At 69.0% G+C, this 11,748-nt stretch carries 7 protein-coding genes; 3 read left to right on the plus strand and 4 right to left on the minus strand.

Annotated elements, in window-relative coordinates; translation table 11 throughout:
* Nucleotides 1-38: 38 nt before the first annotated feature.
* Nucleotides 39-1,148, plus strand: a complete 1,110-nt coding sequence (locus NKJ47_RS04760) for an S-(hydroxymethyl)glutathione dehydrogenase/class III alcohol dehydrogenase (protein ID WP_254460379.1) — start codon at nt 39-41, stop codon at nt 1,146-1,148.
* A gap of 16 nt (nt 1,149-1,164) precedes the next feature.
* Nucleotides 1,165-3,561 (plus strand): TonB-dependent receptor, encoded by a 2,397-nt coding sequence (locus NKJ47_RS04765; RefSeq protein ID WP_254460380.1) that lies wholly within the window; start codon nt 1,165-1,167, stop codon nt 3,559-3,561.
* Nucleotides 3,562-4,289: 728 nt separating this feature from the next.
* Here the strand turns inward: NKJ47_RS04765 and NKJ47_RS04770 are convergent.
* The 4 genes from NKJ47_RS04770 to NKJ47_RS04785 form a co-directional block, all read right to left on the minus strand.
* Complete coding sequence (locus NKJ47_RS04770) at nt 4,290-6,272, minus strand: sigma-54-dependent Fis family transcriptional regulator (protein WP_254460381.1); 1,983 nt, start codon at nt 6,270-6,272, stop codon at nt 4,290-4,292.
* Nucleotides 6,273-6,580: 308 nt separating this feature from the next.
* Complete coding sequence (locus NKJ47_RS04775) at nt 6,581-8,326, minus strand: XVIPCD domain-containing protein (protein WP_254460382.1); 1,746 nt, start codon at nt 8,324-8,326, stop codon at nt 6,581-6,583.
* A gap of 43 nt (nt 8,327-8,369) precedes the next feature.
* The gene (locus tag NKJ47_RS04780) at nt 8,370-8,882 is read right to left on the minus strand and encodes a hypothetical protein (RefSeq protein WP_254461340.1); all 513 of its coding nucleotides are present in this window, start codon (nt 8,880-8,882) and stop codon (nt 8,370-8,372) included.
* 516 nt (nt 8,883-9,398) lie between these two features.
* Nucleotides 9,399-10,331: a carbohydrate kinase family protein gene (locus tag NKJ47_RS04785; RefSeq protein ID WP_254460383.1), complete on the minus strand. Its 933-nt coding sequence runs from the start codon at nt 10,329-10,331 to the stop codon at nt 9,399-9,401.
* A gap of 259 nt (nt 10,332-10,590) precedes the next feature.
* Here NKJ47_RS04785 and NKJ47_RS04790 point away from each other — a divergent pair, with 259 nt between their 5' ends.
* Nucleotides 10,591-11,637, plus strand: coding sequence for a rod shape-determining protein (locus tag NKJ47_RS04790; RefSeq protein ID WP_010343692.1), 1,047 nt, complete (start codon nt 10,591-10,593; stop codon nt 11,635-11,637).
* The last annotated feature ends 111 nt before the right edge of the window (nt 11,638-11,748 follow it).

An 11,748-nucleotide genomic window follows, 5' to 3' on the forward strand; every position in this document is an offset into this window, starting at 1 on the left:
GCCCCCAGGCGCCGCGACAAGAGGCGGGGAGAGCCGGAATGAAGACGCGAGCCGCGGTGGCCTGGGCGGCGAACCAGCCGCTGGCCATCGAGGAGGTGGATCTGCAGCCGCCCAAGGCCGGCGAGGTGCTGGTGCGGATGGTCGCCAGCGGCATCTGCCACAGCGACGACATCGCCCTGTCCGGCATGGATGCCGAGGCGGCGTTCCCGGTGATCCTGGGCCAGGAAGGCGCCGGCGTGGTCGAGGAGGTCGGCGTCGGCGTCGGCAGCGTGCGTCCGGGCGACCACGTGATCCCGCTGTACATGCCCGAATGCGGCGTGTGCAAGTACTGCCGTTCCAACCGCACCAACCTGTGCCAGGCGATCCGCGCCAGCCAGGACCGCGGGCTGATGCCCGACGGCAGCAGCCGCTTCTCGCTGCACGGGCGCCCGCTGCTGCACTACATGGGCACCAGCACCTTCGCCGAGTACACGGTGCTGCCGGAGATCGCGGTGGCCAAGATCCACCGCTCCGCGCCGCTGGACAAGGCCTGCCTGCTCGGCTGCACGGTCACCACCGGCATCGGCGCGGTGCTCAACACCGCGCGGGTGCGTCCGGGCGAGAACGTGGCGGTGTTCGGGCTCGGCGGCATCGGCCTGTCGGTGGTGCAGGGCGCGGTGATGGCGCGCGCCGAGCGCATCATCGTGGTCGACATCAACCGCGACAAGTTTCCCCTGGCGCGCGCGCTGGGCGCCACCGACTGCCTGGACCCGAAGGATTTCGGCGCGCCGGTGCAGCAGGTCATCGTCGATCTCACCGACGGCGGCGCCGACCACAGCTTCGCCTGCGTCGGCGACGTGCGCGCGATGCGCGCGGCGCTGGAGTGCTGCCACAAGGGCTGGGGCGAAAGCATCATCCTCGGCGTGGCGCCGAGCGCGCAGGAGATCAGCACGCGGCCGCTGCAGCTGGTCACCGGGCGCGCCTGGCGCGGCAGCGCGTTCGGCGGGGTCAAGGGCCGCAGCGAACTGCCGGCCTATGCCGAGCGCTATCTGGCCGGGGAGATCCGCATCGACGAACTCATCAGCGAAACCCTGCCGCTGGATCACATCAACCGCGGCTTCGAGGCGATGCGCGCGGGGCGTGGCATCAAATCGATCGTCCTCTACTGAGCTGCAAGGAACCGGCATGACCAACACTCCAGGATGCAGCACCCCGCCGGCGAGCCTGCTCGCGCTGGCCGTCGCCACCGCCATCGGCCTGCTCGCCGCGCCGGCGCGCGCACAGACCACGGTCAACGCCGACGATGCGCAGATCACCGCGCTGGACCGGGTCGAGGTCACCGCCACGCCGATTCCCGGCACGCTGATCGATGCCGACCTGCTGCCGTACACGGTGCAGACCGCCAATGCCGACGACATCGCGCGCAGCCAGGCCGGCAACCTCACCGACTTCCTGCTGCGCGAGATGAACGGCGTGGACACCAACGAGGTGCAGGGCAGTCCGTTCCAGACCGATCTGACCTTCCGCGGCTTCCGCGCCTCGGCATTGCCCGGCGCCTCGCAGGGCGTGTCGGTGTACCTGGACGGCGTGCGCATGAACGAGCCGTTCGCCGACATCGTCAGCTGGGACATGATGCCGGAGGCGGCGATCCGCAGCGTCGCGCTGATGCCGGGCTCCAACCCGCTGTTCGGCCCCAACACGCTGGGCGGCGCGCTGGCCTTCACCACCCAGTCCGGGCTGACCGCGCCGGGCCTGCGCGCCGACCTGTCGGTGGGCAGTGGCGCACGCAAGCGCCTGGACGCGTCCTACGGCTACGCCGGCCGCGACGGCCTGCATGCCTTCGTCGCCGCCACCGGCTTCGACGAGAACGGCTGGCGCGACGCCTCCGCCGGCCGCCTGGGCACCGTGTTCGGCAAGGTCGGGCGGCAGGGCGAGCGCACCGACTGGGACGTGTCGCTGCTGCACGGGCGCAGCCGCCTGGTCGGCAATGGCCTGCTGCCCAGCCATCGCTACACCGACGAGGGCACCGAACCTGGGTTGTACGAAGCCGACCGCGCCGCGGTCTACACCTCGCCGGACCTGACCCGCAACCGCAACACGCTGCTGACCGGGCAGTTCGACCACCGCTTCGACGAGCGCACCGCGCTGCACCTGCTGGCGTACTACCGGCAGGGGCGGCGCGACACCGTCAATGGCGACATCAACGACGACTACGAGGAGTTCGTCGACGACTGCGCCGATGGCTACGCCGCCGACGGCACGCCGCTGGATGCGGGTTGCACGGTCTCGCGTGCCGATGCCGACGCGCTGCACAGCGGCGTGCTCAACACCACGCAGATGCGCCAGCACGCTGAGGGCGTGGCGCTGAACCTCAGCCGCCAGGCCGGCGCGCACGCGCTGAGCATCGGCGCGACCTACGACCGCAACCGCGTGCGCTACCGCCAGTACGAGCAGGACGCGTTCGTGCAGGACGACCGCTCGGTGGTCGCCGATCCGGACGAGGACCGGGCGTTCTTCTCCGGCGTCGACGGCCGCAGCAGCACCCTGGGCCTGTTCGTCGCCGATACCTGGGAACTGAGCGAGGCCACCCATGTCAGCGGCGCGCTGCGCTGGAACCGCGTCGCCGTCGCCAACACCCTGTCCACCGGCGACGACGGGGTGCTGCCGCGCGAGCGCTTCGTGTTCGCCAAGGCCAATCCGTCGCTGGGCATCACCCAGCGCCTGGGCAGCGGCGTCACCGCGTTCGCGTCGGCCTCGCAGAACAGCCGCGCGCCGACCGCGATCGAACTCGGCTGCGCCGATCCTGCGCAGCCGTGCCGGCTGCCGACCGGGCTGCAGGCCGATCCGCGGCTGGAGCAGATCGTCTCGCGCACCTACGAGGTCGGGCTGCGCTGGAACCCGTCGCCGGCGCAGGCGATGAATGCCTCGCTGTACCGCGCCGACAACCGCGACGACATCCTGTTCCTGCGCGCGCCCAATTCCCAACAGGGCTATTTCGACAACGTCGGCCGCACCCGCTACCAGGGCGCCGACCTCAGCTACCGCGGCAGCCATGGCGCGCTGCGCTGGTTCGCCGGCTACAGCTACCTGGACGCCACCTACCGCAGCGCCGGCGAACTGCTCTCGGGCGAGCGCACCGTGGTGCTGCGTCCGGGCACGCGCATCGCCGGGCTGCCGCGCAACACGCTGAAGCTGGGCGTGGAATGGCAGGCGCTGGCGCAACTGGCGCTGGGCGCGGACCTGCGCGCGGTGTCGCGGCGCGTGGCCAGCGGCAACGAGGACGGCCTGGTCGAGGATCCCGAAGACGGCGAGGCGCCTGCGCGCCACGATCTGTCCACCGGCGGCTACGCCTTGCTGGATCTGCACGGCACCTGGGAACTCGCCGACGGACTGTCGCTGTACCTGCGGGTCAACAACGTGTTCGACCGCCGCTACGAGACCTACGCGGCGATCGCCGAGGACCTGTTCCCGGGCGGCGCCCTGGCACGTCCGCAGGACGCCGCGGTCGAAGACGGTCCCTCGCGCTTCGTCGCGCCGGGCGCCCCGCGGCAGTACCAGATCGGCCTGCGCTGGCGTTTCTAGCGGGGGCGCGATTGAAGCCGTGGCGCTGGCTGGCCGCATGCCAGCGGCGGTGTCGTCGGGATCGGTTGCTGCCCGGCGTCGGCGCCGGTCGCGGCTGAAGCCGCTCCTACTACAGGAAGCGCTGGGCCCGTGACGAAGCGCGATCCTCGCCAGGAGCGGCTGCGGCCACGCCTTCGCAGCCGCAAAGCCTCTGGCTTCGACAGCAGTCGGGACTGAAGTCCCTCCCACAGGTTATACGGTCTCATCAACTTGCCGGCTGTCGTCGTAGGAGCGGGAAAACCTTTGGCTTCGACAGCAGTCGGAACTGAAGTCCCTCCCGCAGGTTATACGGTCTCATCGACTCACCGACTGCTGTCGTAGGAGCGGGAAAAGCCTCCAGCTTCGACAGGAGTCGGGACTGAAGTCCCTCCCACAGGTGATACGGCCTCATCGACTCACCGGTTGCTGTCTTAGGAGCGGCTTCAGCCGCGACATCGGAGCGGGAAAGCCTCCAGCTTCGACAGCACTTGGAGAAGCCGCTTGCACAGGCTGTACTGCCTCATCGACTCACCGGGTGTCGTAGGAGCGGCTTCAGCCGCGACGTCGGAGCCAGGCAGCCTCCCGCCGCTGCAGCGGTTGGGACGCGAGCTCCCCTCCGCACTGACGCCACCACCGCCTGGCAACACACGACAGGCGAGGCGTCAGCCGCGACCCCCGGCAAGATTCGCAACGCGCGATGCCGCCTCAACTCACACCGTCGCCAGGCCGTGCTTGCGCAGCTTGCGGTACAAGGTATTGCGGCTGATGCCCAGCGCGTCGGCGGTGCGGCTGACGTTCCAGCGGTGACGCTCGAGCTGCTGCTGCAGCACGCTGCGCTCGGCGCTGTCCAGGGCGACGCGGCCGGGCACGCCGTCGCCGGCGTGCGCATCGTCGCCGAGCAGGCACGGCCCGCTGTCGGCGTCGACGATCTCCTGCGGCAGGTTGGGGATGCGGATGACCCCGTCGGCACACAGCACCGCGGCGGTGCGCAGCACGTTGCGCAGTTGCCGCAGGTTGCCGGGCCAGGCATAGCTGAGCAGCTTGTGCAGGGCGTCCTCGCTGATGCGCACCGGCTGTTCGCCGCTCTCCTCGCGCAACAGGGTGCGGATCAGTTCGGCCTTGTCGCTGCGTTCGCGCAGCGGCGGCAGGTGCAGCACCACGCCGTTGAGGCGGTAGTACAGGTCTTCGCGGAAGCCGCCGGTGCCGACCATCTGCGCCAGGTCGCGGTGGCTGGCGCTGATTACGTGCAGTTCCAGCGGCATCGCGCGGTCGCTGCCCAGCGGGGTCACGCTCTGCTCCTCCAGTACCCGCAGCAGGCGCGTCTGCAACGGTAGCGGCATGTCGCCGATCTCGTCCAGGAACAGGGTGCCGCCGCTGGCCTGCAGCAGCTTGCCGTGGCGCCCTTCGCGCGCGGCATCGGTGAAGGCGCCGCGCGCATAGCCGAACAGCTCGCTCTCGATCAGCGCTTCCGGGATCGCCGCGCAGTTCACCGCCACGAACGGCCGGTCGGCCCAGGGCGAGCCGCGGTGCACCGCCTTGGCGAATTCTTCCTTGCCGGTGCCGGTGGCGCCGCACAGCAGGATCGACACGCGGTGCTTGGCCAGCTTCAGCGCATTGTCCAGGTTGTGCAGCACGCGCGGATCGGAGCCGACGTGGTCGTTGGCGCGGGCGGGTTGCCCGTCCGCGCCAGCGGCGCGCGCACGGCCGGCGGGGCTGCGCGCGCGCGGCGGCTGCGCCAGGGCGAAGAAGCGGCGGCCGTGGCAGGCGCAGCGGATCGACCACAGCGTGCTGGCGTCGTTGCGCGCGCGCTGTTCCAGCGTGTCGAAATCCAGCTGCATCACCTGGGCGATGTCGCGCCCGATCAGCGGGGTGCGGTCGGGCTTGCCCAGCTGTTCCAGCGTCGCCTCGTTGACCGCGAGCACGCGGCCGTCGCCGCCCACCGCGATCAGCGCCTCGTGCAGCAGCCCGGCGAACTCCGGACGGCTGTGGAAGCGCAGGATCCACGCATGCCGGTACTGCTCCAGGAAGTACGCGCGTGCGATCTGCGCCGCCGACATGCGTACCAGGGCGCCGGTATGGCATTGCACCAGCCTGGTGTCGCGCGCGTCGGGCGTGGACGCGTCCAGCACCGCCAGCAGGTGGCCCTGCGGATCCAGGATCGGCGCGCCGCTGCACGACAGCGGCAGGTGCCGCTCCAGGTAGTGTTCGCCGCGGTGCACGCTCAGCGCGCTGCCCTCCATCGCGCAGGTGCCGATGCCGTTGGTGCCCTGGTAGCGTTCGGCCCAGCTGGCGCCGCAGAACAACCCGGTTTCGCGGAACGCGCGCAGCAGCGACGGATCCTGCACGCTGTGCAGCACGGTGGCCTCGGTGTCGGCGAACACCACCGCGTAGTTGCCGCCGGCGATCTGCTCGTAGAGGTTTTCCATCTCCACCTTGGCGATGCGCAGCAGCGCCTCCAGCCGCTGCTGGCGCTCGCGCAGCTCGCCGTTGTCGTGGACCATCGGCGAAGGATGGATGTCCGGGTCCAGGCCGTAGTCGTCGAGGCAGCGCTGCCAGGAGCGCGCCAGCACCGGCGGCAAGGTCTCAAGCTGGCGGAAATGGCGCATGCGTACCAGCCGCGAGCAGTCGGCGTCGGCGGCGGATGGTGCGACGGCCTTGGCTTGCGCGAGGCTGGCGACAGTCGACTCGGACATTGGCGCGCTCTCGTCCCCCCAGGGGATCCTTGCACAAGTGACGCACAAACCGGACCGGCGCTCAACCCGCAGTGCAGCAAAATCATGGCCTTGGCGCCATCGGTTCGCCGGTCCAATCGGGATCCTCGCACCGCCAGGACTGTCAGCGGACACGCAGGGCGCACCACGTTCCGGCAGCGCCATGTGGCATTGCGCCGGCCCTGGTGCGCAGTAACGGCGGCGGGGAAGGCCGATCAATGGCCTGCCGCACAGCGTGCCCGGCATGGAGCGTGTTGCGCGCTCCTGTCTGCGCCCGGCCGAAGCTGGGCTTACGCCAGCGTCGGGCCGTTGCGACTCGGCGCGTCCCGCTCGCGCGCCAATTCCTGCTGTTGCGCGAGCTGCCGTTCGCGGTCGATCGCCTGGTTGGCGGCCAGCAGTCGCTGGTCGGACTGTTCCACCGGGGTGGCGAGCGCCACCTGCACATCCACGCTGGCGCGCTTTTGCGCCGGATCGCGCTGTTCGCCCTCGACCACTACCAGGTGGCCCTTCTCGGTGAGCGCCACGCGGTCCGCCCGCTCCAGCGCATTCGAGGCCAGCGGAGCGTTGCCAGGGCCGCCATTGTCCCGGCAAGCGGCCAGAGCCGCTCGGCTCAGGCGTTCACTGGCCGCATCGTAGGGCTTGCCCAGATCTTGGTCGATCTTTCTGACGCCCTCGCGAATCTGTTCGAGCAGCGCATGGTGCGGGTGGTGGGTGTCGTTCGGGCTGGGAGTCGACGCCCGAGCGCGATCCGGCACAGGCGCTTGCGGTTGCTGTTGTTCGCTGCGTTCACGCAACTGCGCCGGGGTCGGTACGTGCAGCAGCGTTTCGCTCTTGCCGTCCTTGCGCAGTTGCAGGTCGACGCTCTGATCGGCGTTGCCGATACGCTTGACCTCGTCGCGTTGCACCGCGCTCCACTTGCCGCCGACGAAAGCGGTGCCATGGCCGTTGCCGTCGAAGACCACAACATCGTTGTCCGCGCCGAACAGGTTCGACGACTGCGCGACCGTCTTGCCGTTCCGGCCGATGAGGTTGTAGCCGAACGTACTGTCCTGATCGAGCGCGGCGATCAGTTTCGGCGATTGCCTGTTCTGCAGGAACAAGGTCTTGGTCGCGTCGTACTGATGCAGCGCATCCGCGTGGGCAGTGTCGCGCTTCAAATCGACCGGGCTGCGCAACGGGTCGGCCGAGACCGCAGTGAAGGCGTCATGCAGCGGATTCCCTGGCTGCGCGGCCCGAAGCTTGTTGAACACCTCGGTGCCGGCGAGCGCGTGGTGGACGCCGCTCTCGATGTAATCCGGCACCACTTCGCCTTTCTTGTTGGTCTTGTTCGGCAGCAGCGCGTCCACCTTGTTCACCACGTCCTCGACGCTGCCGAGGCTGCCGTCGTTGATGCCCTTGAGGATCTTCGGATACTGGCCCTTGCCCGCCTGGTTCTCCAGCTTCATGAGCACGGCGGCGTACTTGGCCTGGTCGTCCAGGCCTGCATTCTTGTACAGGTCGGTCTGGCGCAACTGATGCAGCGCGCCGCCCGGATCCTTCTTGCCGTCGCCTTCGCGCATCAGATGTTCGATTTGCGTGCGGTCGCGGTCGTGCACGAATTGCACCCCTGCGTCGGAGGCCAGGAAGGTGTTGAGGTTCTTGAGGACGGTTGCATCGGGCGCGCGGCCGTGGTCCGCACGGATGGCATCGCCATTGCGCTGCAGATCGGAGATCGTCTGGGTTCTTTGGTTTTCCGACAGTGCCAGACTTGGGGTCTGCCTGGCGGCCCATGTCTGGTAGGCGTCCACCAGCGTCGGGACCACGTCCGGATGCGCGCCCAGGTCGGTCTGCAGCGTGCCGATGCTGAAGCCGCTGTTGGCGACCGGCTTCAATGTGTTGCCTTCGAACGATCCGGCGAACGACAGGCTATAGGCGACATTCTTGGAGCCCAGGCTGCCTTCCGAGGCCACGCCGATGGCGAAGTAGCCCAAGGTCCTGAGTTGCGCGTCGCTGAGTTGCGGCCTTGCCGCAGTGAGGGCGTTGTTCGGGTCGGACATGTCGCTGTTCCCTGATGGTGTGTCGTCCCTGTGGGCGCTAGCGTCAGCCTCTGCCGTCTCCGCAGAGCTGGAGGTTGGTGCGTGCGGCGTGGATCACGCGGAGGTAATCCTCGACGAGGGCGGGCGTCATGCCTTCGCTGATGGCCTCGTCGCTGCGCTTGGCGTCGTCCCGGTAGGGCGCCAGCGTCTGTCGGCATCCGGCATCGTCGCCGAGCTTGTGCTGAGTCAGCGCGTAGTCGTTGCGGATCGCACCTGCATCGCTGAAGCTCAGGCCCGCCAAGCAGTCGCGGTAGAGCGGCGCAAGTGCCGCTTCGGCATCCGCGTAGTCCTTGCGATCGTAGGATGACTGGAAGGCCCTGCGCGTGCGCTGCATTGCTTGCGACGTGCAGGCGGCATCCTGTTTCAGATAGTCGCCTGCGAAGCTGCCGTTGCCGCCGCAGTACTCCCGGCATGCGCTCTCGGCACCGGCCGTGGCGGCCACCGCCACGCCATTTGCCGTGGGTGCGATCTGCAGCGTGCAGGTGCCGTCGTCGACCGCGGCCTGGAGGCCGTGCAGCGTGCCGCTGAAGCTGCAACCGGCATCGACATTCTGCGTTTCCAGGGTGAAACGTGCATCGGACTGAACGGTCAGCTGGCCCCAGCCGGGTTGGGTGGCGTAGTGACCGGGGAGCACTTGCACGGCCGCCGCACCGTTCGTCACGGCAGGCGCCGCATCGACCTGCGCCGCCGCCGGGCCGCTGGCAGCGGGCAGCGGCCGGGTGGAAGGCGCGGTACCCGCGGATGCCTGGTCGGCGTTGCCGCAGGCGCAGAGGGTGGCTGCGCAGTACACGGTCAGCAGGAGTCCGCGCAGGGACGTTGCAGCGGACAGGATCCTGTCGATGCAGCGAGGCGTGGTGTCCATCCGATCATTCCGTCGACGCGGGCGGCCGAGTCTAGCCCTGCCCGGATCGGTGCGACAAGCCAGGATGCCAGTGGTCGCCGGGGGCGGGGGGCGGTGCTTTACCGGCACAGCGGACGAGGGGCGCGATGAGCGGATGCCAACGCCGTCGTCCGGCCGGCCCCGATCCCCGCCTTACAGCGCGTAGCCGAACTGCTGCTTGAACTGGTCGTTGAATTCGTCGAAGTCGAAGCGCTGGTTCTGCGTGCCGGGGTGCTCGACCTTCAGCGCGCCCATCAGGTTGCCCATCCGCCCGATGGTCAGCCAGTCGCAGCCGCGCTGGATGCCGAAGATCAGGCCGGCGCGGAAGGCGTCGCCGCAGCCGGTCGGGTCGACCACGCGGCGCTCGTGCGCCGGCGGGATGTCGTAGGTCTTCTCGGGGGTGTGCACCAGCGCGCCCTTCGGGCCCTGGGTGGTGATGTAGGCCTGCACGCGCGAGACGATGTCCTTCTCGTCCCAGCCGGTGCGCTCCTGCAGCAGGTTGGACTCGTAGTCGTTGACCACCACGTAGTCGGCCTGTTCGATGAACTGGCGCAGCTCCGGGCCGTTGAACAGCGGCATGGCCTGGCCGGGGTCGAAGATGAACGGCACGCCGCCGGCGCTGAACTCCTCGGCGTTCTGGATCATGCCCTCGCGCCCGTCCGGGCCGACCAGGCCCAGGGTCACGCCCGGCACGTCCTTCACGTGGTTCTCGTAGCTGCGCATCATCGCCCCGGGGTGGAAGGCGGTGATCTGGTTGTTGTCGTGGTCGGTGGTGATGAACGCCTGCGGGGTGAACAGCTCCTCGATCACCTTGACCCGCGACAGGTCGATGCCCAGCGCCTGGAAATGCTCGCGGTACGGGCCGAAGTCCTGGCCCACGGTGCCCATCGGGATCGGGTCGCCGCCCAGCAGGTGCAGGTTGTAGGCGATGTTGCCGGCGCAGCCGCCGAACTCGCGGCGCATCCGCGGCACCAGGAACGACACGTTCAGGATGTGCACCTTGTCTGGCAGGATGTGGTTCTTGAACTGGTCCGGGAACACCATGATGGTGTCGTAAGCGAGAGAACCACAGATCAGTGCAGACATCGGGCAAGCCTTGGCGGAAGGGTGAACCCGCATTCAGGCGGGCGAGGGCGGGGTTGCCGCGGCGCAAAGGGTAACGGCTGCGGCCTGTCAGGGCCAGAACCGCGATCCGCGCAGGCCCCGGCAATGTCGCGCAAGGCGCGGTTTTAGCGAGAATTTTCCTTGCCCGCACCCAGGCGGATTGCTAGGCTAGCGGACTTCGTTTTCTGCCCATTTTTTCGCCATTCTGGCGACGGCGCGCGCCCCAGGACCCAATCCCCCGATGTTCAAGAAACTCCGCGGCATGTTCTCCAACGACCTGTCCATCGATCTGGGCACGGCCAACACCCTCATCTACGTGCGTGGCCAGGGCATCGTGCTGAACGAACCGTCGGTGGTGGCGGTGCGCCAGGATCGGGCGATCGGCGGTACCCGCTCGGTGGCCGCGGTCGGCGCCGAGGCCAAGCAGATGCTCGGCCGTACCCCCGGCCACATCACCACCATCCGCCCGATGAAGGACGGCGTCATCGCCGACTTCACCTACACCGAGGCGATGCTGAAGCATTTCATCAAGAAGGTGCACAAGTCGCGCTTCCTGCGCCCCAGCCCGCGCGTGCTGGTGTGCGTGCCGGCCGGCTCCACCCAGGTGGAGCGCCGCGCGATCAAGGAATCGGCCGAGGAGGCCGGCGCCCGCGACGTGTACCTGATCGAGGAGCCGATGGCCGCGGCGATCGGCGCCGGCATGCCGGTCACCGAGGCGCGCGGCTCGATGGTCATCGACATCGGCGGCGGCACCACCGAGGTCGCGGTCATTTCGCTGAACGGCATCGTCTATTCGCAGTCGGTGCGCATCGGCGGCGACCGCTTCGACGAGTCGATCACCAACTACGTGCGCCGCAACCACGGCATGCTGATCGGCGAGGCCACCGCCGAGCGGATCAAGCTGGAGATTGGCTGCGCCTACCCGCAGGCGGTGGTGCAGGAGATGGAGATCTCCGGCCGCAACCTCGCCGAGGGCGTGCCGAAGATGATCAAGATCAACTCCAACGAAGTGCTGGAAGCGCTGCACGAGCCGCTGTCGGGCATCGTCTCGGCGGTCAAGCTGGCGCTGGAGCAGACCCCGCCGGAACTGTGCGCCGACGTCGCCGAGCGCGGCATCGTGCTGACCGGCGGCGGCGCGCTGCTGCGCGACCTGGACCGGCTGATCTCCGAGGAAACCGGCCTGCACGTGCAGGTCGCCGACGATCCGCTGACCTGCGTGGCCCGCGGCGGCGGCCGTGCGCTGGAACTGGTGGACATGCACGGCAACGAGTTCTTCGCGCCGGAGTGAGTGTGAGGCCGGGACTGGGGAATCGGGAATGGGGAATAGAATGGCCCCACCGCCTCCGCAGCGCCGGCTCCGTCTCCAGTCGTCTGCTTGCGCCCCGGCCTGATCGCGCCG

This window comes from Xanthomonas sacchari, assembly GCF_024266585.1.
GTDB lineage: Bacteria > Pseudomonadota > Gammaproteobacteria > Xanthomonadales > Xanthomonadaceae > Xanthomonas_A > Xanthomonas_A sacchari_C.

Excerpts from the sequence above, each read along its gene's own strand:
- NKJ47_RS04770 (WP_254460381.1), bottom strand. The coding sequence starts at position 6,272 with ATGTCCGAGTCGACTGTCGCCAGCCTCGCGCAAGCCAAGGCCGTCGCA.
- NKJ47_RS04760 (WP_254460379.1), top strand. The coding sequence starts at position 39 with ATGAAGACGCGAGCCGCGGTGGCCTGGGCGGCGAACCAGCCGCTGGCC.
- NKJ47_RS04775 (WP_254460382.1), bottom strand. The coding sequence starts at position 8,326 with ATGTCCGACCCGAACAACGCCCTCACTGCGGCAAGGCCGCAACTCAGC.
- NKJ47_RS04765 (WP_254460380.1), top strand. The coding sequence starts at position 1,165 with ATGACCAACACTCCAGGATGCAGCACCCCGCCGGCGAGCCTGCTCGCG.
- NKJ47_RS04790 (WP_010343692.1), top strand. The coding sequence starts at position 10,591 with ATGTTCAAGAAACTCCGCGGCATGTTCTCCAACGACCTGTCCATCGAT.
- NKJ47_RS04785 (WP_254460383.1), bottom strand. The coding sequence starts at position 10,331 with ATGTCTGCACTGATCTGTGGTTCTCTCGCTTACGACACCATCATGGTG.